Genomic DNA, 20,405 nt, shown 5'->3' on the forward strand with positions numbered 1-20,405 from the left:
TAAAAATGGGACGCAGTCTTAAAAAAGGACCTTTCGTCGATGAGCATTTGATGAAAAAAGTTGAAGCTCAAGCTAACGACGAAAAGAAAAAAGTTATCAAAACTTGGTCACGTCGTTCAACGATCTTTCCAAGTTTCATTGGTTACACTATTGCAGTATACGATGGACGTAAACACGTACCTGTTTACATTCAAGAAGACATGGTAGGTCACAAGCTTGGTGAATTTGCGCCAACTCGTACTTACAAAGGTCACGCTGCAGACGATAAGAAAACACGTAGAAAATAAGGAGAACATAAATGGCAGAAATTACTTCAGCTAAAGCAATGGCTCGCACAGTACGTGTTTCACCTCGTAAATCACGTCTTGTTCTTGATAACATCCGTGGTAAAAGCGTAGCCGATGCAATCGCAATTTTGACATTCACTCCAAACAAAGCTGCTGAAGTCATCTTGAAAGTTTTGAACTCAGCTGTAGCTAACGCTGAAAACAACTTTGGTTTGGATAAAGCTAACTTGGTAGTATCTGAGGCATTCGCAAACGAAGGACCAACTATGAAACGTTTCCGTCCACGTGCGAAAGGTTCAGCTTCACCAATCAACAAACGTACAGCTCATATTACTGTAGCTGTTGCAGAAAAATAAGGAGGTAAAATCGTGGGACAAAAAGTACATCCAATTGGTATGCGTGTCGGCATCATCCGTGATTGGGATGCCAAATGGTATGCTGAAAAAGAATACGCGGATTACCTTCATGAAGATCTTGCAATCCGTAAATTCGTTCAAAAAGAACTTGCTGATGCAGCAGTTTCAACAATCGAAATTGAACGCGCAGTAAACAAAGTTAACGTTTCACTTCACACTGCTAAACCAGGTATGGTTATCGGTAAAGGTGGCGCTAACGTTGATGCACTTCGCGCTAAACTTAACAAATTGACTGGAAAACAAGTACACATCAACATCATCGAAATCAAACAACCTGATTTGGATGCTCACCTTGTTGGTGAAGGAATTGCTCGTCAATTGGAGCAACGTGTTGCTTTCCGTCGTGCACAAAAACAAGCAATCCAACGTGCTATGCGTGCTGGAGCTAAAGGAATCAAAACTCAAGTATCAGGTCGTTTGAACGGTGCAGATATCGCCCGTGCTGAAGGATACTCTGAAGGAACAGTTCCACTTCACACACTTCGTGCAGATATCGATTACGCTTGGGAAGAAGCAGATACTACATACGGTAAACTTGGTGTTAAAGTATGGATCTACCGTGGTGAAGTTCTTCCAGCTCGTAAAAACACTAAAGGAGGTAAATAACCAATGTTAGTACCTAAACGTGTTAAACACCGTCGTGAATTCCGTGGTAAAATGCGCGGTGAAGCTAAAGGTGGAAAAGAAGTAGCATTTGGTGAATACGGCCTTCAAGCTACAACTAGCCACTGGATCACTAACCGCCAAATCGAGGCTGCTCGTATCGCCATGACTCGTTACATGAAACGTGGTGGTAAAGTTTGGATTAAAATCTTCCCTCACAAATCGTACACAGCAAAAGCTATCGGGGTTCGTATGGGATCTGGTAAAGGGGCTCCTGAAGGTTGGGTAGCACCAGTTAAACGTGGTAAAGTGATGTTTGAAATCGCTGGTGTATCTGAAGAGATTGCTCGCGAAGCGCTTCGTCTTGCAGGCCACAAATTGCCAGTTAAAACTAAATTCGTAAAACGTGAAGCAGAATAAGGAGAAGGCATGAAACTTAATGAAGTAAAAGAATTTGTTAAAGAACTTCGTGGTCTTTCTCAAGAAGAACTCGCGAAGCGCGAAAACGAATTGAAAAAAGAATTGTTTGAACTTCGTTTCCAAGCTGCTACTGGTCAATTAGAACAAACAGCTCGCTTGAAAGAAGTTAAAAAACAAATCGCTCGTATCAAAACAGTTCAATCTGAAGCGAAATAATAGACTAGGGAAGGAGAATTTCAATGGAACGCAATAATCGTAAAGTTCTTGTTGGACGTGTTGTATCTGACAAAATGGACAAGACAATCACAGTTGTAGTTGAAACAAAACGTAACCACCCAGTCTATGGTAAACGTATTAACTACTCAAAAAAATACAAAGCGCATGATGAAAACAATGTTGCCAAAGAAGGCGATATTGTACGTATCATGGAAACTCGTCCGCTTTCAGCTACAAAACGTTTCCGTCTTGTAGAAGTTGTTGAAGAAGCGGTTATCATCTAATCAAACCTGAAAGGAGAAAACTGAAATGATTCAAACAGAAACTCGTTTGAAAGTCGCAGACAATAGCGGTGCACGTGAAATCTTGACTATCAAAGTTCTTGGTGGTTCTAAACGTAAATTCGCGAACATCGGTGATGTTATTGTGGCATCTGTAAAACAAGCTACTCCTGGTGGTGCGGTTAAAAAAGGTGACGTTGTTAAAGCAGTTATCGTTCGTACTAAATCAGGTGCTCGTCGTGCTGATGGTTCTTACATCAAATTTGACGAAAATGCAGCAGTTATCATCCGTGACGACAAAACTCCTCGCGGAACACGTATCTTTGGCCCTGTTGCACGTGAATTGCGTGAAGGTGGCTTCATGAAGATCGTGTCACTTGCTCCAGAAGTACTTTAATCAATAAAACAAACACAGTCCCCTGGCTTAGCCAGGGTGCCCTTTGGGCGTAAGAATAAAAGGAGAAATAAATGTTTGTAAAAAAAGGCGACAAAGTTCGCGTAATCGCTGGTAAAGATAAGGGGACAGAAGCTGTTGTCCTTACTGCCCTTCCAAAAGTAAACAAAGTTATCGTTGAAGGTGTTAACATCGTTAAGAAACATCAACGTCCAACTAACGAACTTCCTCAAGGTGGTATCATCGAGAAGGAAGCAGCTATCCACGTATCAAACGTTCAAGTTTTGGACAAAAATGGTGTAGCTGGTCGTGTTGGTTACAAATTTGTAGACGGTAAAAAAGTTCGCTACAACAAAAAATCAGGCGAAGTGCTTGATTAATCACGAAGGAAAGGAGAAGTATAATGGCAAATCGTTTAAAAGAAAAATATCTTAATGAAGTAGTTCCTGCTTTGACAGAACAATTTAACTACTCATCAGTGATGGCTGTGCCTAAAGTAGATAAGATCGTTTTGAACATGGGTGTTGGTGAAGCTGTATCAAACGCTAAAAGCCTTGAAAAAGCTGCTGAAGAATTGGCACTTATCTCAGGTCAAAAACCACTTATCACTAAAGCTAAAAAATCAATCGCCGGCTTCCGTCTTCGTGAAGGTGTTGCGATCGGTGCAAAAGTTACCCTTCGTGGTGAACGTATGTATGAATTCTTGGATAAATTGGTTTCAGTTTCACTTCCACGTGTGCGTGACTTCCATGGTGTTCCAACAAAATCATTTGACGGACGCGGAAACTACACACTTGGTGTGAAGGAACAATTGATTTTCCCAGAAATCAACTTTGATGACGTTGACAAAACTCGTGGTCTTGACATCGTTATCGTAACTACTGCTAACACTGACGAAGAGTCACGTGCATTGCTTACAGGCCTTGGAATGCCTTTTGCAAAATAATATAGGAGGTATAACTAATGGCTAAAAAATCTATGATTGCTAAGAACAAACGCCCAGCGAAGTTCTCTACTCAAGCATACACTCGCTGTGAACGTTGTGGACGTCCACACTCAGTTTACCGCAAGTTTAAACTTTGCCGTGTTTGCTTCCGTGAATTGGCATACAAAGGTCAAATCCCTGGTGTAACAAAAGCATCTTGGTAATATTATGATACAAAGAGCGTAACAACCCCAGCAAAAATAGGAGATTTGGTACAGGAGCGATGCTCCAAAACAAATCTATCTTTTTTGCACAGGTTGTAGCTCGTGTTCAAATGAGAATAATCTCGTTTGAATGTGTCAACACTATCTGAGCCTAGCTCAATCATTAACTAGCAAGTGCAACTTGCAAACTACTAGTAAGAGGAGAAAAATAAAATGGTTATGACTGACCCAATCGCAGACTTCCTAACTCGTATTCGTAACGCTAACCAAGCAAAACACGAAGTACTTGAAGTACCTGCATCAAACATCAAAAAAGGGATTGCTGAAATCCTTAAACGCGAAGGTTTTGTTAAGAACGTAGAAATCATCGAAGATGACAAACAAGGCATCATCCGTGTATTCCTTAAATACGGAACTAACGGTGAACGAGTTATCACTAACTTGAAACGTGTTTCTAAACCAGGACTTCGTGTTTACAAAAAACGTGAAGATCTTCCAAAAGTACTTAACGGTCTTGGAATTGCTATCCTTTCAACTTCTGAAGGTTTGCTTACTGATAAAGAAGCACGCCAAAAGAACGTTGGTGGAGAGGTTATCGCTTACGTTTGGTAAAATCAAGATACAAAGCTCGTAAAGAACAAAGCAAAATTAGGAAGTTGGAGCCGTTTGTTTACAAATAAGCCAACTTATCTATTTTGCACAGTTCTTAGAGCGTGTTCAGTTCAGCTGATGAACGAATTTAGTATCTGATTTAATGAATGAACTAATTGAACACGGGCTAAAGTCTGTGTGAAAAAGATAAACTTTCCTAGAAACTCCAGTTTCTTCGTCAAGTTTTCTATTTTCACTTTGACTTTATAACGCCCTCTGTATCTTAGTTCCCCGTGAAAACTGGTCGCTTGCGGCCTGACAATTTAACAGGAGAATAAAAACATGTCACGTATTGGTAATAAAGTTATTCCGTTGCCTGCTGGTGTTGAAATCACTAACAAGGATAACGTTGTAACTGTAAAAGGACCTAAAGGAGAACTTACTCGTACGTTCTCAAAAGATATCGATATCCGTGTGGAAGGAACTGAAGTAACGCTTCACCGTCCAAACGATACAAAAGAAATGAAAACAATCCATGGAACAACTCGTGCTCTTTTGCACAACATGGTTGTTGGAGTATCTGAAGGATTTAAGAAAGAACTTGAAATGCGCGGGGTTGGATACCGTGCACAACTTCAAGGATCTAAACTTGTTTTGGCTGTTGGTAAATCTCATCCAGACGAAGTTGAAGCTCCAGAAGGAATTACTTTTGAACTACCAAACCCAACAACAATCGTTGTTCACGGAATTTCAAAAGAAGTAGTTGGTCAAACAGCTGCTTATGTACGTAGCCTTCGTTCACCAGAACCTTATAAAGGTAAGGGTATCCGTTACGTTGGTGAATATGTTCGCCGTAAAGAAGGTAAAACTGGTAAATAATGTTGAGTGGTTGGTTGTCAACCGACAAACTCATTACCAACTTTGTGCATAGCACATAATTAAAAATTAAAGAGGTGAAAACTGTGATTTCTAAACCAGATAAAAACAAACTCCGCCAAAAACGCCACCGTCGCGTTCGCGGAAAACTCTCTGGAACTGCTGATCGCCCACGTTTGAACGTTTATCGTTCTAATACAGGCATCTACGCTCAAGTGATTGATGACGTAGCGGGTGTAACGCTCGCAAGTGCTTCAACTCTTGACAAAGAAGTTTCAAAAGGAACTAAAACTGAACAAGCCGTTGCTGTCGGTAAACTCGTTGCAGAACGTGCAAATGCTAAAGGTATTTCAGAAGTGGTGTTCGACCGCGGTGGATATCTATATCACGGACGTGTGAAAGCTTTGGCTGATGCAGCTCGTGAAAACGGATTGAAATTCTAATAGGAGGACACTAGAAAATGGCATTTAAAGACAATGCAGTAGAACTTGAAGAACGCGTAGTTGCCGTTAACCGTGTTACAAAAGTTGTTAAAGGTGGACGTCGTCTTCGTTTTGCAGCTCTTGTAGTTGTTGGTGACCGCAATGGTCGTGTAGGATTTGGTACTGGTAAAGCTCAAGAAGTTCCAGAAGCAATCCGCAAAGCAGTAGAAGATGCTAAGAAAAACTTGATCGAAGTTCCTATGGTTGGGACAACAATTCCACACGAAGTACTTTCAGAATTCGGTGGAGCTAAAGTATTGTTGAAACCTGCTGTGGAAGGTTCTGGAGTTGCCGCTGGCGGTGCAGTTCGTGCCGTTGTGGAATTGGCAGGTGTGGCAGATATTACATCTAAATCACTTGGCTCTAACACTCCAATCAACATTGTTCGCGCAACTGTTGAAGGTTTGAAACAATTGAAACGCGCTGAAGAAGTTGCTGCCCTTCGTGGTATTTCAGTTTCTGATTTGGCATAAGAAAGGGGATAAAATGGCTCAAATTAAAATTACTTTGACTAAGTCTCCAATCGGACGCATTCCATCACAACGTAAAACTGTTGTAGCACTTGGACTTGGCAAATTGAACAGCTCTGTTATTAAAGAAGATAACGCTGCTATCCGTGGTATGATTACTGCAGTATCTCACTTGGTAACAGTTGAAGAAGTAAACTAATGATTGTTTAGGGGATGTGCATATGACCATCCCCTAAAACTAGATATAGTCATCATAGATGACACAGTATAGGCGAGTTGATAAAGGAGACAACCTTTTCTCCTTTATCGGCGCTAGCATTTTACAAAAGAGGAGAAAATATACAATGAAACTTCATGAATTGAAACCTGCAGAAGGTTCTCGTAAAACTCGTAACCGTGTTGGTCGTGGTACTTCATCAGGTAATGGTAAAACATCAGGACGTGGTCAAAAAGGGCAAAAGGCTCGTAGTGGTGGCGGTGTACGTCTTGGTTTTGAAGGTGGACAAACTCCATTGTTCCGTCGTCTTCCAAAACGTGGATTTACAAACATCAACGCTAAAGAATATGCTATTGTAAACCTTGACCAATTGAACATCTTTGAAGATGGTGCAGAAGTAACTCCAGTTGTACTTGTAGAATCAGGAATTGTTAAAGCTGAAAAATCAGGTATCAAGATTCTTGGTAACGGTGAGTTAACCAAGAAATTGACTGTTAAAGCTGCTAAATTCTCTAAATCAGCTGAAGAAGCTATCACTGCTAAAGGTGGTTCTGTTGAAGTCATCTAAGAGAGGTGACCTATGTTTTTTAAATTATTGAGAGAAGCATTCAAAGTTAAACAAGTTCGATCAAAAATTTTATTTACAATTTTTATCGTATTTGTATTTCGAATTGGTACTAGTATCACTGTGCCATGGGTAAATGCAAATAGCTTGAACGCTTTGAGTGGACTATCCTTTTTAAATATGTTGAGCTTAGTGTCAGGGAATGCCATGAAAAACTTCTCAGTTTTTGCTCTGGGAGTTAGTCCTTACATTACAGCCTCAATCGTCGTCCAACTCTTGCAGATGGATTTATTACCAAAATTTGTAGAGTGGGGCAAACAAGGGGAAGTTGGTCGTAGAAAGTTAAACCAAGCAACTCGATACATTGCATTAGTGCTTGCATTTGTGCAATCAGTTGGGATTACTGCCGGTTTTAATGCTCTATCTGGAGCTAAACTTTTGACTGTACCACTTACACCACAAGTATTCCTAGTAATTGGAGCCATCTTAACAGCAGGAAGCATGATTGTGACCTGGCTTGGAGAGCAAATCACAGATAAGGGATATGGGAATGGTGTTTCAATGATTATCTTTGCAGGGATTGTTGCTTCAATTCCTGATATGGTTAAAGGCATCTATGTGGATTACTTTGTCAACGTTCCAAGTAGTCGCTTGACATCGTCTCTCATTTTTGTTGCTATCTTAATCATCGCTGTTTTGTTGATTGTTTACTTTACAACTTACGTTGAACAAGCTAAATACAAGATTCCAATTCAGTATACAAAGGTAGCTCAAGGTGCACCATCAAGTTCTTATCTTCCTTTAAAGATTAACCCTGCTGGGGTTATCCCGGTTATCTTTGCCAGCTCCATTACAGCAGCACCGGCAGCAATTCTACAATTTGTAAGTGCATCTGGTCTTAACTGGGAGTGGGTAAAAACAGCTCAAGAGTTGGTATCTACATCGACGCCTTCAGGTGTTGCTTTGTATGCTCTGTTGATTATTCTCTTTACATTCTTCTATACATTTGTACAGATTAATCCAGAGAAAGCGGCAGAAAATTTACAAAAGAGTGGCGCTTACATCCACGGTGTCCGTCCTGGTAAAGGGACAGAAGAATATATGTCAAAACTTCTTCGTCGTCTCGCAACTGTCGGATCCCTCTTCCTAGGTGTTATTTCTATCTTACCTATCGTAGCTAAAGATTTATTTGGCCTTTCAGAGGTTGTTGCTTTTGGGGGAACAAGTTTGCTAATCATTATCTCTACAGGTATTGAAGGAATAAAACAATTGGAAGGTTATCTATTGAAACGTAAGTATGTTGGTTTCTTAGATACAACAGAATAATTGTATAGAAAATAAAATTCACTATTGCTCAGAGAGTGGAGTGTAAAAATCAAAGACCTTGTCAGATTTTTAACTCCCCTCTTCTATTTTGTTTTTAAATAGGAGTTGAAATGAATTTTTGCTTCTATTTAAAAATAAAAAAGGAGATTGGATCATGAATCTTTTGATTATGGGTTTGCCTGGAGCAGGTAAGGGAACACAAGCAGCAAAAATTGTTGAAGAATTTCACGTTGCCCACATCTCAACAGGTGATATGTTTCGTGCAGCAATGGCTAACCAAACTGAAATGGGTGTGTTAGCTAAGTCGTATATTGACAAAGGCGAATTGGTTCCAGATGAAGTTACAAATGGAATTGTTAAAGAACGTCTTTCTCAAGATGATATTAAAGAAACTGGTTTCTTGTTGGATGGATACCCACGTACAATTGAGCAAGCTCATGCCTTAGATAAAACATTGGCTGAACTTGGAATTAAACTTGAAGGTGTTATCAACATCGAAGTAGATCCATCTTGCCTACTTGAACGTTTGAGTGGTCGTATCATTCATCGTGAAACTGGCGAAACTTTCCATAAAGTATTCAACCCACCAGTTGATTACAAAGAGGAAGATTATTACCAACGTGAAGATGATAAACCTGAGACAGTTAAGCGTCGTTTGGATGTCAATATTGCTCAAGGTGAACCAATCATTGCTCACTATCGTGCTAAAGGTCTAGTACATGATATCGAAGGCAACCAAGATATCAATGATGTCTTTAAAGATATCGAAAAGGTATTGACAAATTTGAAATAAAAGCGTTTTTCAGGCTTGCAAAATGTCTTGACAAATGTTATACTGAGTTAGTCTGACTTATAATTGTTGTCTCTGTGTCTAGAGGCATCAAATCGAAATTTAGGGAGGTACTTTTGCGTGGCAAAAGACGATGTGATTGAAGTTGAAGGCAAAGTAGTCGATACGATGCCGAATGCAATGTTTACGGTTGAACTTGAAAATGGACATCAGATTTTAGCAACAGTTTCTGGTAAAATTCGTAAAAACTATATTCGTATTTTAGCGGGAGATCGTGTTACTGTTGAAATGAGTCCATATGACTTGACACGTGGACGTATCACTTACCGCTTTAAATAATCGAAAAACTTGGAGGGATAAGAAATGAAAGTAAGACCATCGGTCAAACCAATTTGCGAATACTGTAAAGTAATTCGTCGTAATGGTCGTGTTATGGTAATTTGCCCAGCAAATCCAAAACACAAACAACGTCAAGGATAAGATAGAAAGGAGAAAACATGGCTCGTATTGCTGGAGTTGATATTCCCAATGACAAACGCGTAGTTATCTCATTGACTTATGTCTATGGTATCGGACTTGCAACATCTCAAAAGATTTTGGCAGCTGCTGGAGTTTCAGAAGATATTCGTGTTCGTGACCTTACATCAGATCAAGAAGATGCTATCCGTCGTGAAGTGGATGCAATTAAAGTTGAAGGTGACCTTCGTCGTGAAGTGAACTTGAACATCAAACGTTTGATGGAAATCGGTTCATACCGTGGTATCCGTCACCGTCGTGGACTTCCTGTCCGTGGACAAAACACTAAAAACAACGCTCGCACTCGTAAAGGTAAAGCTGTTGCGATTGCTGGTAAGAAAAAATAATATAGGAGGTAAAAGTCTTGGCTAAACCAACACGTAAACGTCGTGTGAAAAAGAATATCGAATCTGGTATTGCTCATATTCACGCTACATTTAATAACACTATTGTTATGATTACTGATGTGCATGGTAATGCAATCGCTTGGTCATCAGCTGGTGCTCTTGGTTTCAAAGGTTCTCGTAAATCTACACCATTTGCTGCTCAAATGGCTTCAGAAGCTGCTGCTAAATCTGCACAAGAACACGGTCTTAAATCAGTTGAAGTTACTGTAAAAGGTCCAGGTTCTGGTCGTGAGTCAGCTATTCGTGCTCTTGCTGCCGCTGGTCTTGAAGTAACAGCAATTCGTGATGTGACTCCAGTGCCACACAATGGTGCTCGTCCTCCAAAACGTCGCCGTGTATAATCATTACCTTTACACTGCTTTTCGTTTAAGAGGGAGTAACTAAATGATCGAGTTTGAAAAACCAAATATAACAAAAATTGATGAAAATAAAGATTATGGCAAGTTTGTAATCGAACCACTAGAACGTGGATACGGTACAACACTTGGTAACTCTCTTCGTCGTGTACTTCTTGCTTCTCTTCCAGGAGCAGCTGTTACATCTATCGATATCGATGGAGTATTACATGAATTTGATACAATTCCTGGTGTTCGCGAAGACGTGATGCAAATCATTCTGAACATTAAAGGTATTGCAGTTAAATCATATGTAAAAGACGAAAAGACTATTGAACTTGATGTTGAAGGTCCTGCTGAAGTGACAGCCGGAGATATTTTAACGGACAGTGATATTGAAATCGTAAATCCAGATCATTATCTTTTTACAATCGGAGAAGGTGCTTCATTTAAAGCAACTATGACTGTAAACACTGGTCGTGGTTATGTACCTGCAGATGAAAATAAAAAAGATAATGCCCCAGTTGGAACACTTGCTGTAGATTCTATTTATACACCAGTTACAAAAGTTAACTATCAAGTTGAACCTGCTCGTGTAGGAAGCAATGATGGTTTCGACAAATTAACCCTTGAAATCTTGACAAATGGAACAATCATTCCAGAAGATGCTTTAGGGCTTTCAGCACGTATCTTGACTGAACATCTTGATTTGTTTACAAATCTTACAGAGATTGCTAAGTCAACTGAAGTAATGAAAGAAGCTGATACTGAATCGGACGACCGCATTTTGGAACGTACGATTGAAGAACTGGATTTATCTGTGCGCTCATACAACTGTTTGAAACGTGCCGGTATCAATACTGTGCATGATTTAACAGAAAAATCTGAAGCAGAGATGATGAAAGTAAGAAATCTTGGACGCAAGAGTTTGGAAGAAGTGAAACTCAAACTCATTGATTTGGGTCTTGGATTAAAAGATAAATAAAGGAGGAATACATGGCTTACCGTAAACTAGGACGCACTAGCTCACAACGTAAAGCAATGCTTCGCGATTTGACAACTGATCTTTTGATCAACGAATCAATCGTGACAACTGAAGCTCGTGCTAAAGAAATCCGTAAAACTGTTGAAAAAATGATTACTCTAGGTAAACGTGGTGATTTGCATGCACGTCGTCAAGCTGCTGCTTTCGTACGTAATGAAATCGCATCTGAAAACTATGATGAAGCAACTGACAAGTACACTTCTACTACAGCTCTTCAAAAATTGTTCTCAGAAATTGCACCTCGTTACGCAGACCGTAACGGTGGATACACTCGTATCCTTAAAACTGAACCACGTCGTGGTGATGCAGCGCCAATGGCGATCATCGAATTAGTATAAAATCATCAATTTTGTTGAGTGTTATGATGATGGAGCCTTGTGCTCTTAGTCTAGCTCTGGTCTACCGCTAGGACTTTTGTCCTAGCGGGAACACTCATCATAAGATGGTAGGGTAGACGCTTGTTTACGAAATTGTTTTTCTATTAAGAACAATTTCGTAAGCAGGCGTTTTTTAGTTTTTTTGTTGTAAATGTGCTATACTGAGAAAAAAGAAAATCATAAAACTAGAAATTCTTATGATTTCAAGAATGGAGGTCCAATATGAAAGCTATTATAACTGTAGTTGGAAAAGATAAGGGTGGAATTGTTGCAGGTGTTGCAACTAAGATTGCTGAATTAGGATTAAATATTGATGATATTTCGCAAACAGTTTTGGATGAGTTCTTCACAATGATGGCTATTGTATCTAGTGATGAAAAACAAGATTTTACTCATTTGAGAAATGAATTTGAGGATTTTGGTCAGACTTTGAATGTTAAAATCAATATTCAGAGTGCGGCTATTTTTGATGCTATGTATAATATCTAGGAGGCGATTATGGATATTAGACAAGTTACTGAAACAATCGCCATGATTGAAGAGCAAAACTTTGATATCAGAACTATTACTATGGGGATTTCTCTTTTAGACTGTATTGACCCAGATATCAATAAGGCTGCGGATAAAATTTATAATAAAATAACTAGCAAAGCTGCCAATTTAGTAACGGTCGGTGATGAAATTGCTGCGGAACTTGGGATTCCTATTGTGAATAAACGGGTGTCTGTAACCCCGATTTCTCTGATTGGAGCAGCCACTGATGCAACAGATTATCTTCCTTTGGCAAAGGCTTTGGATAAGGCTGCCAAGGAAATTGGTGTGGATTTTATTGGAGGTTTTTCTGCCTTGGTACAAAAAGGGTACCAAAAAGGAGATGAAATCTTGATCAACTCTATTCCTCGCGCTTTGGCTGAGACAGATAAGGTTTGTTCGTCTGTCAATATTGGTTCGACTAAGTCAGGAATTAACATGACTGCTGTAGCTGATATGGGACGTATTATTAAAGAGACGGCTGTTTTATCGGATCTTGGCGCAGCTAAGTTAGTTGTTTTTGCGAATGCAGTCGAAGACAATCCTTTTATGGCGGGAGCCTTCCATGGTGTTGGTGAAGCAGATGTTATCATCAATGTCGGTGTCTCTGGTCCGGGCGTCGTCAAACGTGCCCTTGAAAAGGTACGTGGTGAAAGTTTTGATGTAGTTGCAGAAACCGTCAAAAAGACAGCATTTAAGATTACTCGTATCGGACAACTTGTTGGTCAAATGGCTAGTGAACGGCTTGGTGTGAAATTTGGGATTGTAGATCTGAGTTTGGCACCAACCCCTGCAGTTGGAGATTCTGTGGCTCGCGTTCTTGAGGAAATGGGGCTAGAAACTGTTGGTACTCACGGGACGACTGCAGCCCTAGCTCTTTTGAATGATCAGGTGAAAAAGGGTGGAGTAATGGCTTGTAACCAAGTTGGTGGTCTATCCGGTGCTTTTATCCCAGTTTCAGAAGATGAGGGGATGATTGCAGCCGTGCAAAATGGTTCTCTAAATCTTGAAAAATTAGAAGCTATGACCGCTATCTGTTCCGTAGGTTTAGATATGATTGCCATTCCTGAGGATACCCCTGCTGAAACGATTGCAGCTATGATTGCAGATGAGGCTGCTATAGGAGTTATCAATATGAAAACAACTGCAGTTCGTATTATCCCTAAAGGTAAAGATGGTGACATGATTGAGTTTGGTGGTCTTTTAGGAACTGCTCCAGTTATGAAAGTAAACAAGGCGTCATCTGTAGATTTCATTTCTCGTGGAGGGCAGATTCCTGCTCCCATTCATAGTTTTAAAAATTAGAAAAAAGTGAAGGTTTAAGTTCGGTTTAAGGAAATCGGTATATACTATAATTATTAAATAAAGACCTCCTAACTTTATTTAATAGAATCCTAAACTTTTTTCATAATAATCTCCGACAAAGGCCATTCTTATGAGTGGCTTTTGTTTTATATTTGGGGAACAGTAGTAAATTTTCATAAAATTTGGTTATTTATTTTTTTTAATGACTTTTTTACAGTACAAATAGCTCAAAACCTTGCTGTGATTGGATTTTTAAAAATTTATGGTATAATAGTAGTAGTTTTATTAGATGGAGTATGATTTTTGAGAAAAAGCTTTCGTGTAAAAAAAGAGAAAGATTTCGATGCCATATTTAAAGAGGGAGAAAGTGTAGCTAATCGAAAATTTGTTATTTATCGATTAGAGAACCAGCAACAACATTTTCGAGTAGGTTTGTCAGTTAGCAAGAAGTTAGGGAATGCTGTGACAAGGAATCAAATCAAGAGAAGAATTCGTCATGTTTTGATTGAAAATAGTAACCAGATAGTTGATAATGTGGACTTTGTTGTTATTGCTCGAAAAGGCGTTGAAACTTTAGAATATGCAGAAATCGAACAAAACTTACTTCATGTTTTGAAATTAGCAAAGATATTCCAGGAAGGAAATAGGAGTGAAGAAAAAATTACAATTGACTAGTTTGATAGGTTTGTCCTTGTTGGTAATGACTGCTTGTGCAACTAGTGAAGTCTCTGCTGATTCAGCAGATTTTTGGAGTAAACTTGTTTATTTTTTTGCCGTAACCATTCGTTTTTTGTCATTTGATATCAGCATTGGTTTAGGAATTATCCTTTTCACAGTTTTGATTAGAACAATACTTTTACCGGTCTTTCAAACACAAATGGTGGCATCCAGAAAAATGCAAGAAGCCCAACCTCGTATAAAAGAATTGCGCGAGCGTTATCCAGGTCGTGATATGGAAAGTCGCACTAAGTTAGATCAGGAAACACGTAAACTATTTAAAGAATTAGGGATTAAACAATCTGCATCATTTTGGCCACTATTGATTCAAATGCCAATTCTGTTGGCTCTTTTCCAAGCTTTGTCAAACGTAGATTTTCTGAAGACCGGACATTTCTTGTGGTTCAATCTAGGTGGAGCTGATACAACTTTTGTACTACCTATTTTGGCTGCCTTGTTCACATTCTTTAGTAGTTGGCTTTCAAACAAAGCCTTACCTGAGAAAAATGCTGCCATGACAGGAATGATGTATGGAATGCCTGTTATTATCTTCTTTTTTGCAATCTCTGCACCAAGTGGTGTTGCACTTTACTGGGCGGTTTCAAATGCTTATCAAGTATTGCAGACTTACCTTTTGAACAACCCTTTCAAAATCATTGCAGAGCGTGAAGCAGATTTGCAAGCTAAGAAGGATCTGGAATCTAAGAAAAGAAAAGCTCTAAAGAAAGCACAGAAAAAGAAAAAGTAAGGAGGAATCTGATAATGGTATTATTTACAGGTTCAACAGTTGAAGAAGCAATCCAAAAAGGATTGAATGAATTAAATATTTCAAGAATGAAAGCTCATATCAAGGTTATTTCAAAAGAGAAAAAAGGTTTCTTTGGACTTTTTGGTAAGAAACCAGCTCAAGTTGATATCGAAGCAATTAGTGAGACAACAGTTGTAAAAGCAAATCAGCAAGCGATCAAAGGTGTCCCAAAAGAAATTAATGATCAAAATGATCCAGTTAAAACAGTCAGCGAAGCAACAGTTGATTTGGGACATGTAGTTGCAGCTATCAAGAAGATTGAAGAAGAAGGCCAAGAAATTTCTGAAGATGTCAAGGCTGAAATTCTTAAGAATGATAAAGAAGCTAGCACGATTTTAGAGGAAACAGGGCATATTGCAGTTTTAAAGGAATTGCAACCTGAGGAAACACAAGAAAATACTGACGAAGAGCAAAGTAGCGATTTAGATAATCTTGGTTTGAAAGTTGAACCAACTTATGACACTGAAAAGGTTGTTGAAGAAGTAACCAACTATGTTCAAGCAATCGTTGATGATATGGATGTTGAGGGAACCATCTCTAGCACATCTAACCGTCGCTCCATTAATATGCAAATTGACACTAACGAACCTGGTCGTATTATCGGTTACCACGGTAAGGTTTTGAAATCTCTTCAACTTCTAGCACAAAATTACCTTTACAATCGTTATTCAAAAACTTTCTATATCACTATCAACGTAAATGACTATGTGGAACACCGTGCAGAAGTTTTGCAGAGCTATGCGCAAAAATTAGCTACACGTGTATTGGAAGAAGGCCGTAGTCAGATGACAGACCCAATGTCAAGTAGCGAGCGTAAAATTATCCATCGTATCATTTCGCGAATGGAAGGGGTAACGAGTTACTCTGAAGGTGACGAACCAAATCGTTACGTTGTCGTTGACACAGAATAAAAAAATGAAAAATCAGGTTTTTCCTGATTTTTTTCTAGCTAATAAAGGAGCCATATGAACGAAATAAAGAATTATCTTGCTTATCAAGGGGAACAGTATCGAAATCCAGATAAAGCTGGAGATGAAAAGGATAAAATGCTAAGCTTGCGTAAAAAAGGGCAAGAAGCACGAAAGGGATTCACTTATCTAGCTGAGTGTTTTCAAACGAAGCATTCTGATTGGAATTTACATCCAACTAGCCATTGGATGAATCAAGCGCAGAGATTACGGCCTCACTTTTGGGCTTATTTACAGAGAGAGGGGCAGATTACGGAACCCATGATGGCCCTTCGTTTGTATGGAAGTCAGAATAATTGGGGAATCTCTTTAGAAGTTAGTTTTATAGAGAGAAAGAAAGATGAAGCTACCTTATCAAAACAGGCTAAAGTTTTGGATGTGCCAGTGGTTGAGGGAATCTATTATTGGGTTCAGAAAAACGATGAGAGTTACAGAGTGCAGGCTACCGAGGAGAATAGACAACTGTTGAGACGACAATTATCTAATCAGGAGATTCGCAAGGTATTAATAAAAGCTGATGTTCCAGTGACTGATGAGGAAAGTATGGATAAAGTTTTAGAAGGACTAGATAGAGCTTTTGAAACATTATTACCTTACTACTTAGCAACTAGAAATTAGCCTAATCGGCTGAGGCGTTTTATAGTAAATTGTTATATTGCTATTCTAGCCATTTTTTCATATAATAGAAGAATAGGATACGTGGTATACTTATCACATCAAAGAGAAAGGAAATTCTATGTCAAATCAATCTGTTAATGCGATTCGTTTTTTAGGTATTGACGCTATCAATAAAGCGAACTCAGGTCACCCAGGAGTGGTTATGGGGGCTGCACCGATGGCTTACAGCCTATTTACTAAAGAACTTCGTATCAATCCAGCTCAACCAAACTGGATCAACCGCGACCGCTTTATTCTTTCAGCTGGTCATGGTTCAATGCTCCTCTATGCTCTTCTTCATCTCTCTGGATTTGAAGATGTGAGCATGGATGAAGTGAAGAACTTCCGTCAATGGGGCTCTAAAACACCAGGTCACCCAGAATTTGGTCATACAGCAGGGGTTGATGCAACAACAGGTCCTTTAGGACAAGGGATTGCGACTGCGACAGGTTTTGCACAAGCAGAACGTTTCCTTGCAGCTAAGTACAACCGCGAAGGTTATAACATCTTTGACCACTACACATATGTTATCTGTGGAGATGGTGACTTGATGGAAGGTGTCTCAAGTGAAGCTGCATCTTATGCAGGTTTGCAAAAACTTGACAAGCTGGTTGTTCTTTATGATTCAAATGATATCAACTTGGATGGTGAGACAAAAGATTCATTCACAGAAAGTGTTCGTGACCGTTACAAGGCTTATGGTTGGCATACAGCCTTGGTTGAAGACGGAACAGACTTGGAAGCAATTCATGTGGCTATTGAAGAAGCTAAGGCTTCTGGCAAGCCATCTTTGATTGAAGTGAAAACTGTTATTGGTTATGGTTCCCCAAACAAACAAGGAACTAATGCCGTACACGGTGCCCCTCTTGGTGCGGATGAAACTGCAGCAACTCGCCAAGTACTTGGTTGGAACTATGAACCATTTGAAATCCCAGCGGAAGTTTATGCTGACTTCAAAGAAAATGTGGCAGACCGAGGTGCATCAGCATATGAAGCATGGACAAAACTAGTTGCAGATTATAAAAAAGCTCACCCAGAACTTGCTGCAGAAGTGGAAGCAATCATCGACGGACGCGATCCAGTTGAATTGACTCCAGAAGACTTCCCAGCTTTAGAAAATGGCTTCTCTCAAGCAACTCGTAACTCAAGTCAGGATGCCTTGAATGTAGTGGCTGCTAAATTGCCAACCTTCTTGGGTGGATCAGCTGACCTTGCTCATTCAAATATGACTTACATCAAAACTGACGGACTTCAGGACGATGCAAATCGCTTGAACCGTAATATCCAATTTGGTGTTCGTGAATTTGCAATGGGTACAGTTTTGAACGGAATGGCTCTTCATGGCGGACTTCGTGTTTATGGTGGAACATTCTTCGTCTTCTCAGACTATCTTAAGGCAGCGGTTCGATTGTCAGCTCTGCAAGGTCTTCCTGTAACTTATGTCTTTACCCACGATTCAATCGCTGTTGGTGAGGATGGACCAACTCATGAACCAGTCGAACACTTGGCAGGACTTCGTGCGATTCCAAACCTTAATGTTTTCCGCCCAGCAGATGCGCGTGAAACTCAAGCAGCTTGGTACCTAGCAGTGAAGAGTGAAAAGACACCAACTGCCCTTGTCTTGACTCGTCAAAACTTGACTGTTGAAGAAGGAACAGACTTTGAGAAGGTTGCAAAAGGGGCTTATGTTGTCTATGAAAATGCAGCAGACTTCGACACTATCTTGATTGCAACAGGTTCAGAAGTGAACTTAGCTGTTGCAGCCGCTAAAGAATTAGCAAGTCAAGGTGGGAAAGTCCGCGTGGTCAGCATGCCATCTACAGATGTCTTTGATGCACAAGATGCAGCCTACAAAGAAGAAATATTACCAAATGCAGTTCGTCGCCGTGTAGCTGTCGAAATGGGAGCAACACAAAACTGGTACAAATATGTTGGCTTGGATGGAGCAGTTCTCGGTATTGATACCTTTGGAGCATCTGCACCAGCTCCAAAAGTTTTAGCAGAGTATGGATTTACAGTTGAAAACTTGGTGAAAATTGTAAACAACTTGAAATAAGAAAAATCAGAGCTTTGCTCTGGTTTTTTATTGACCTAAAACTAAGGTGCAATCTTGTAAAAAATAGTGAAATTTGATATAGTAGTTTTATCTGAATGACAAAGGAGAAAATACTATGAATCCCAATTTAACATTTGTGATTATGCTTGTAGTCATGTTTGGATTGATGTTCTTTATGCAACGTTCTCAAAAGAAACAAGCTGAAAAACGCATGGAGAGTCTCAACAAACTTCAAAAAGGCTATGAAGTCATTACCATTGGTGGTTTATACGGTACAGTTGATGAAGTTGATACTGAAAATAAAACGATCGTACTAGATGTAGACGGAGTATACTTGACTTTTGAACTTGGAGCAATCAAGTCTGTCTTGCCACTGAAAGAAGCTGTCACACCTGAAGGTACAGTTGTTGACGGCGAAAGCGCGATTGAAGAATAAAACGGGGTGGATCTCATTCCCGTTTTTCTATGAAGATGAGGAACAATGATGAAAAAGGTTGTTTTTGTTTGCCTTGGTAATATTTGCCGTAGCCCTATGGCAGAATTTGTAATGAAATCTTTAACTGATGATTATGAGATTGAAAGTCGAGCAACTTCTTCTTGGGAGCACGGCAATCCAATTCACAAAGGAACTCAGGAAATCTTTAAAACTCATGATATTCCTTATAATTCATCAAAAGCATCACAACAAATCTCTAAGGCTGATTTTGAATATTTTGACTATATCATCGGAATGGATGAATCCAATCTTCTTGACTTGACAAAGATGTGTCCTCAGGAACATCATCATAAGATAGAGGCATTTGCTTCTGAAAGTGTTCCAGATCCATGGTATACAGGTGATTTTGATGAAACTTATCATCGAGTTTTAGACGGCTGCAGAGCATGGCTAACTCGTTTAGAAAATGAGGCAAAAAATGGATAATCTAAAGAAACTCTATGATAAATACAGTGTCTATATAACACGTCCTCGTTTAGAAATTGCGACAGTAGTAGTCATAGTCCTTTGTGCAATTTTTGTATTTGTAGGGAATATGCCAAAACAAGGAGTCTTAAAGCTAGATGGTGATTCACTTGTATATGATGGGAGCATCGTCCGTGGGAAAATGAATGGTCAAGGAACAATGACCTTCTCAAATGGCGATACCTACACTGGGGAATTTAAAAACGGAGCATTTAACGGGCAGGGGACCTACCAAGCTAAGGATGGTTGGGTTTATGAAGGCCACTTTGTTAATGGTCAAGCCGAAGGTAAAGGGAAATTAACTACTGAGCAAGAAGTTGTTTATGAAGGTGACTTCAAGCAAGGACTATTCCAACAAGCACAATAACCTCCTAACTCGGAGGTTTTTTATTAAGAAGAAAAGTAAACGTTTTCTCAAATTTGCTATTGGAAACATCATTAAAAAAGTTTGTGAAATAAAATAATTTCAATAACATTTTCACAAAGATTAGTAAAAGAGTGCATAAAAACAGTAACTTAATAAAAAATTCACAATAAAATGAAAATTCTTTGTGAAATACCTATGAAACTGTTTACAAAGTATAAAAAAATTGTTATAATGAACTTGTGAAAAAATTAACAAAGGGTTTTCCCTTAAAG

34 protein-coding genes are annotated in these 20,405 nt (G+C 39.3%); all 34 read left to right on the forward strand.

Features of this window, described 5'->3' with window-relative positions; all coding sequences use genetic code 11:
- Positions 1-5: 5 nt before the first annotated feature.
- Positions 6-287, forward strand: a complete 282-nt coding sequence (rpsS, locus tag HMPREF3237_RS01670; protein WP_000533766.1) for a 30S ribosomal protein S19 — start codon at positions 6-8, stop codon at positions 285-287.
- An 11-nt stretch (positions 288-298) separates the two neighbouring features.
- Complete coding sequence (gene rplV, locus HMPREF3237_RS01675; protein ID WP_070888627.1) at positions 299-643, forward strand: 50S ribosomal protein L22; 345 nt, start codon at positions 299-301, stop codon at positions 641-643.
- A gap of 12 nt (positions 644-655) precedes the next feature.
- Positions 656-1,309: a 30S ribosomal protein S3 gene (rpsC, locus tag HMPREF3237_RS01680; RefSeq protein ID WP_000529936.1), complete on the forward strand. Its 654-nt coding sequence runs from the start codon at positions 656-658 to the stop codon at positions 1,307-1,309.
- 3 nt (positions 1,310-1,312) lie between these two features.
- Positions 1,313-1,726 (forward strand): 50S ribosomal protein L16, encoded by a 414-nt coding sequence (gene rplP / locus HMPREF3237_RS01685; protein ID WP_070888628.1) that lies wholly within the window; start codon positions 1,313-1,315, stop codon positions 1,724-1,726.
- A 9-nt stretch (positions 1,727-1,735) separates the two neighbouring features.
- Positions 1,736-1,942, forward strand: coding sequence for a 50S ribosomal protein L29 (gene rpmC / locus HMPREF3237_RS01690; protein ID WP_000772918.1), 207 nt, complete (start codon positions 1,736-1,738; stop codon positions 1,940-1,942).
- A 23-nt stretch (positions 1,943-1,965) separates the two neighbouring features.
- A complete protein-coding gene (gene rpsQ / locus HMPREF3237_RS01695) occupies positions 1,966-2,226 on the forward strand; it encodes a 30S ribosomal protein S17 (RefSeq protein WP_000440801.1) in 261 nt (86 codons plus the stop codon).
- A 25-nt stretch (positions 2,227-2,251) separates the two neighbouring features.
- Positions 2,252-2,620, forward strand: coding sequence for a 50S ribosomal protein L14 (gene rplN / locus HMPREF3237_RS01700; RefSeq protein ID WP_000616547.1), 369 nt, complete (start codon positions 2,252-2,254; stop codon positions 2,618-2,620).
- A gap of 71 nt (positions 2,621-2,691) precedes the next feature.
- On the forward strand, positions 2,692-2,997 hold the full coding sequence (gene rplX, locus HMPREF3237_RS01705; protein ID WP_000497691.1) for a 50S ribosomal protein L24: 306 nt from the start codon (positions 2,692-2,694) through the stop codon (positions 2,995-2,997).
- 23 nt (positions 2,998-3,020) lie between these two features.
- Positions 3,021-3,563 carry a 50S ribosomal protein L5 gene (gene rplE, locus HMPREF3237_RS01710; protein ID WP_000013542.1) on the forward strand — a complete coding sequence of 181 codons (543 nt, stop codon included), beginning with the start codon at positions 3,021-3,023 and terminating at the stop codon, positions 3,561-3,563.
- Positions 3,564-3,580: 17 nt separating this feature from the next.
- Positions 3,581-3,766: a type Z 30S ribosomal protein S14 gene (locus HMPREF3237_RS01715; RefSeq protein WP_001085699.1), complete on the forward strand. Its 186-nt coding sequence runs from the start codon at positions 3,581-3,583 to the stop codon at positions 3,764-3,766.
- 213 nt (positions 3,767-3,979) lie between these two features.
- Complete coding sequence (gene rpsH, locus HMPREF3237_RS01720; RefSeq protein WP_006144711.1) at positions 3,980-4,378, forward strand: 30S ribosomal protein S8; 399 nt, start codon at positions 3,980-3,982, stop codon at positions 4,376-4,378.
- Between the two features lie 321 nt (positions 4,379-4,699).
- Entirely contained in the window at positions 4,700-5,236 is a 537-nt protein-coding gene (gene rplF, locus HMPREF3237_RS01725) for a 50S ribosomal protein L6 (protein WP_006144712.1), read from the forward strand.
- A gap of 83 nt (positions 5,237-5,319) precedes the next feature.
- The gene (gene rplR, locus HMPREF3237_RS01730) at positions 5,320-5,676 is read left to right on the forward strand and encodes a 50S ribosomal protein L18 (RefSeq protein ID WP_025168560.1); all 357 of its coding nucleotides are present in this window, start codon (positions 5,320-5,322) and stop codon (positions 5,674-5,676) included.
- Between the two features lie 17 nt (positions 5,677-5,693).
- Entirely contained in the window at positions 5,694-6,188 is a 495-nt protein-coding gene (gene rpsE, locus HMPREF3237_RS01735) for a 30S ribosomal protein S5 (RefSeq protein WP_004251100.1), read from the forward strand.
- A 13-nt stretch (positions 6,189-6,201) separates the two neighbouring features.
- On the forward strand, positions 6,202-6,384 hold the full coding sequence (rpmD, locus tag HMPREF3237_RS01740) for a 50S ribosomal protein L30 (RefSeq protein ID WP_000057241.1): 183 nt from the start codon (positions 6,202-6,204) through the stop codon (positions 6,382-6,384).
- Positions 6,385-6,529: 145 nt separating this feature from the next.
- On the forward strand, positions 6,530-6,970 hold the full coding sequence (rplO, locus tag HMPREF3237_RS01745; protein ID WP_025168561.1) for a 50S ribosomal protein L15: 441 nt from the start codon (positions 6,530-6,532) through the stop codon (positions 6,968-6,970).
- A 12-nt stretch (positions 6,971-6,982) separates the two neighbouring features.
- Positions 6,983-8,293 carry a preprotein translocase subunit SecY gene (gene secY, locus HMPREF3237_RS01750; protein WP_006144715.1) on the forward strand — a complete coding sequence of 437 codons (1,311 nt, stop codon included), beginning with the start codon at positions 6,983-6,985 and terminating at the stop codon, positions 8,291-8,293.
- A gap of 154 nt (positions 8,294-8,447) precedes the next feature.
- Positions 8,448-9,086: an adenylate kinase gene (locus HMPREF3237_RS01755; protein ID WP_070888629.1), complete on the forward strand. Its 639-nt coding sequence runs from the start codon at positions 8,448-8,450 to the stop codon at positions 9,084-9,086.
- A 117-nt stretch (positions 9,087-9,203) separates the two neighbouring features.
- Positions 9,204-9,422, forward strand: a complete 219-nt coding sequence (gene infA / locus HMPREF3237_RS01760) for a translation initiation factor IF-1 (RefSeq protein WP_001029883.1) — start codon at positions 9,204-9,206, stop codon at positions 9,420-9,422.
- 24 nt (positions 9,423-9,446) lie between these two features.
- Positions 9,447-9,563: a 50S ribosomal protein L36 gene (rpmJ, locus tag HMPREF3237_RS01765; protein WP_001808836.1), complete on the forward strand. Its 117-nt coding sequence runs from the start codon at positions 9,447-9,449 to the stop codon at positions 9,561-9,563.
- A gap of 17 nt (positions 9,564-9,580) precedes the next feature.
- Complete coding sequence (rpsM, locus tag HMPREF3237_RS01770) at positions 9,581-9,946, forward strand: 30S ribosomal protein S13 (protein WP_004251117.1); 366 nt, start codon at positions 9,581-9,583, stop codon at positions 9,944-9,946.
- A 17-nt stretch (positions 9,947-9,963) separates the two neighbouring features.
- Positions 9,964-10,347 (forward strand): 30S ribosomal protein S11, encoded by a 384-nt coding sequence (gene rpsK, locus HMPREF3237_RS01775; protein ID WP_001118385.1) that lies wholly within the window; start codon positions 9,964-9,966, stop codon positions 10,345-10,347.
- 43 nt (positions 10,348-10,390) lie between these two features.
- Complete coding sequence (locus HMPREF3237_RS01780) at positions 10,391-11,326, forward strand: DNA-directed RNA polymerase subunit alpha (RefSeq protein ID WP_006144719.1); 936 nt, start codon at positions 10,391-10,393, stop codon at positions 11,324-11,326.
- An 11-nt stretch (positions 11,327-11,337) separates the two neighbouring features.
- A complete protein-coding gene (gene rplQ, locus HMPREF3237_RS01785) occupies positions 11,338-11,724 on the forward strand; it encodes a 50S ribosomal protein L17 (protein ID WP_004251124.1) in 387 nt (128 codons plus the stop codon).
- Positions 11,725-11,985: 261 nt separating this feature from the next.
- Complete coding sequence (locus tag HMPREF3237_RS01790; RefSeq protein ID WP_006144721.1) at positions 11,986-12,252, forward strand: ACT domain-containing protein; 267 nt, start codon at positions 11,986-11,988, stop codon at positions 12,250-12,252.
- Between the two features lie 9 nt (positions 12,253-12,261).
- Positions 12,262-13,599, forward strand: coding sequence for a PFL family protein (locus HMPREF3237_RS01795; RefSeq protein ID WP_070888630.1), 1,338 nt, complete (start codon positions 12,262-12,264; stop codon positions 13,597-13,599).
- Positions 13,600-13,902: 303 nt separating this feature from the next.
- Entirely contained in the window at positions 13,903-14,274 is a 372-nt protein-coding gene (rnpA, locus tag HMPREF3237_RS01800; protein WP_006144724.1) for a ribonuclease P protein component, read from the forward strand.
- Entirely contained in the window at positions 14,249-15,064 is an 816-nt protein-coding gene (locus tag HMPREF3237_RS01805; RefSeq protein ID WP_180364190.1) for a YidC/Oxa1 family membrane protein insertase, read from the forward strand. Before rnpA ends, HMPREF3237_RS01805 begins: the two co-directional genes overlap by 26 nt.
- Positions 15,065-15,078: 14 nt before the next feature.
- The gene (gene jag, locus HMPREF3237_RS01810; RefSeq protein ID WP_006144727.1) at positions 15,079-16,035 is read left to right on the forward strand and encodes an RNA-binding cell elongation regulator Jag/EloR; all 957 of its coding nucleotides are present in this window, start codon (positions 15,079-15,081) and stop codon (positions 16,033-16,035) included.
- A 54-nt stretch (positions 16,036-16,089) separates the two neighbouring features.
- Entirely contained in the window at positions 16,090-16,710 is a 621-nt protein-coding gene (locus HMPREF3237_RS01815; RefSeq protein ID WP_070888631.1) for a ribonuclease P, read from the forward strand.
- A 118-nt stretch (positions 16,711-16,828) separates the two neighbouring features.
- On the forward strand, positions 16,829-18,805 hold the full coding sequence (gene tkt, locus HMPREF3237_RS01820) for a transketolase (protein ID WP_070888632.1): 1,977 nt from the start codon (positions 16,829-16,831) through the stop codon (positions 18,803-18,805).
- Between the two features lie 115 nt (positions 18,806-18,920).
- Complete coding sequence (yajC, locus tag HMPREF3237_RS01825) at positions 18,921-19,241, forward strand: preprotein translocase subunit YajC (RefSeq protein WP_006144731.1); 321 nt, start codon at positions 18,921-18,923, stop codon at positions 19,239-19,241.
- 48 nt (positions 19,242-19,289) lie between these two features.
- Positions 19,290-19,727 carry a low molecular weight protein-tyrosine-phosphatase gene (locus HMPREF3237_RS01830; protein WP_025168563.1) on the forward strand — a complete coding sequence of 146 codons (438 nt, stop codon included), beginning with the start codon at positions 19,290-19,292 and terminating at the stop codon, positions 19,725-19,727.
- Complete coding sequence (locus HMPREF3237_RS01835) at positions 19,720-20,133, forward strand: MORN repeat-containing protein (protein WP_025168564.1); 414 nt, start codon at positions 19,720-19,722, stop codon at positions 20,131-20,133. Before HMPREF3237_RS01830 ends, HMPREF3237_RS01835 begins: the two co-directional genes overlap by 8 nt.
- The last annotated feature ends 272 nt before the right edge of the window (positions 20,134-20,405 follow it).

Source organism: Streptococcus sp. HMSC34B10 (assembly GCF_001839505.1).
Classification (GTDB): Bacteria; Bacillota; Bacilli; order Lactobacillales; family Streptococcaceae; genus Streptococcus; species Streptococcus peroris.

Excerpts from the sequence above, each read along its gene's own strand:
- secY (WP_006144715.1), top strand. The coding sequence starts at position 6,983 with ATGTTTTTTAAATTATTGAGAGAAGCATTCAAAGTTAAACAAGTTCGA.
- rpsH (WP_006144711.1), top strand. The coding sequence starts at position 3,980 with ATGGTTATGACTGACCCAATCGCAGACTTCCTAACTCGTATTCGTAAC.
- rpmJ (WP_001808836.1), top strand. The coding sequence starts at position 9,447 with ATGAAAGTAAGACCATCGGTCAAACCAATTTGCGAATACTGTAAAGTA.
- tkt (WP_070888632.1), top strand. The coding sequence starts at position 16,829 with ATGTCAAATCAATCTGTTAATGCGATTCGTTTTTTAGGTATTGACGCT.
- rplQ (WP_004251124.1), top strand. The coding sequence starts at position 11,338 with ATGGCTTACCGTAAACTAGGACGCACTAGCTCACAACGTAAAGCAATG.
- HMPREF3237_RS01715 (WP_001085699.1), top strand. The coding sequence starts at position 3,581 with ATGGCTAAAAAATCTATGATTGCTAAGAACAAACGCCCAGCGAAGTTC.
- rpmC (WP_000772918.1), top strand. The coding sequence starts at position 1,736 with ATGAAACTTAATGAAGTAAAAGAATTTGTTAAAGAACTTCGTGGTCTT.
- rpsS (WP_000533766.1), top strand. The coding sequence starts at position 6 with ATGGGACGCAGTCTTAAAAAAGGACCTTTCGTCGATGAGCATTTGATG.
- yajC (WP_006144731.1), top strand. The coding sequence starts at position 18,921 with ATGAATCCCAATTTAACATTTGTGATTATGCTTGTAGTCATGTTTGGA.
- rpmD (WP_000057241.1), top strand. The coding sequence starts at position 6,202 with ATGGCTCAAATTAAAATTACTTTGACTAAGTCTCCAATCGGACGCATT.
- rplO (WP_025168561.1), top strand. The coding sequence starts at position 6,530 with ATGAAACTTCATGAATTGAAACCTGCAGAAGGTTCTCGTAAAACTCGT.
- HMPREF3237_RS01830 (WP_025168563.1), top strand. The coding sequence starts at position 19,290 with ATGAAAAAGGTTGTTTTTGTTTGCCTTGGTAATATTTGCCGTAGCCCT.
- rplN (WP_000616547.1), top strand. The coding sequence starts at position 2,252 with ATGATTCAAACAGAAACTCGTTTGAAAGTCGCAGACAATAGCGGTGCA.
- HMPREF3237_RS01815 (WP_070888631.1), top strand. The coding sequence starts at position 16,090 with ATGAACGAAATAAAGAATTATCTTGCTTATCAAGGGGAACAGTATCGA.
- rplF (WP_006144712.1), top strand. The coding sequence starts at position 4,700 with ATGTCACGTATTGGTAATAAAGTTATTCCGTTGCCTGCTGGTGTTGAA.
- HMPREF3237_RS01780 (WP_006144719.1), top strand. The coding sequence starts at position 10,391 with ATGATCGAGTTTGAAAAACCAAATATAACAAAAATTGATGAAAATAAA.
- HMPREF3237_RS01795 (WP_070888630.1), top strand. The coding sequence starts at position 12,262 with ATGGATATTAGACAAGTTACTGAAACAATCGCCATGATTGAAGAGCAA.
- rplE (WP_000013542.1), top strand. The coding sequence starts at position 3,021 with ATGGCAAATCGTTTAAAAGAAAAATATCTTAATGAAGTAGTTCCTGCT.
- rplV (WP_070888627.1), top strand. The coding sequence starts at position 299 with ATGGCAGAAATTACTTCAGCTAAAGCAATGGCTCGCACAGTACGTGTT.
- rplP (WP_070888628.1), top strand. The coding sequence starts at position 1,313 with ATGTTAGTACCTAAACGTGTTAAACACCGTCGTGAATTCCGTGGTAAA.
- HMPREF3237_RS01835 (WP_025168564.1), top strand. The coding sequence starts at position 19,720 with ATGGATAATCTAAAGAAACTCTATGATAAATACAGTGTCTATATAACA.
- rplX (WP_000497691.1), top strand. The coding sequence starts at position 2,692 with ATGTTTGTAAAAAAAGGCGACAAAGTTCGCGTAATCGCTGGTAAAGAT.
- rpsM (WP_004251117.1), top strand. The coding sequence starts at position 9,581 with ATGGCTCGTATTGCTGGAGTTGATATTCCCAATGACAAACGCGTAGTT.
- rpsQ (WP_000440801.1), top strand. The coding sequence starts at position 1,966 with ATGGAACGCAATAATCGTAAAGTTCTTGTTGGACGTGTTGTATCTGAC.
- HMPREF3237_RS01755 (WP_070888629.1), top strand. The coding sequence starts at position 8,448 with ATGAATCTTTTGATTATGGGTTTGCCTGGAGCAGGTAAGGGAACACAA.
- jag (WP_006144727.1), top strand. The coding sequence starts at position 15,079 with ATGGTATTATTTACAGGTTCAACAGTTGAAGAAGCAATCCAAAAAGGA.
- rpsE (WP_004251100.1), top strand. The coding sequence starts at position 5,694 with ATGGCATTTAAAGACAATGCAGTAGAACTTGAAGAACGCGTAGTTGCC.
- HMPREF3237_RS01790 (WP_006144721.1), top strand. The coding sequence starts at position 11,986 with ATGAAAGCTATTATAACTGTAGTTGGAAAAGATAAGGGTGGAATTGTT.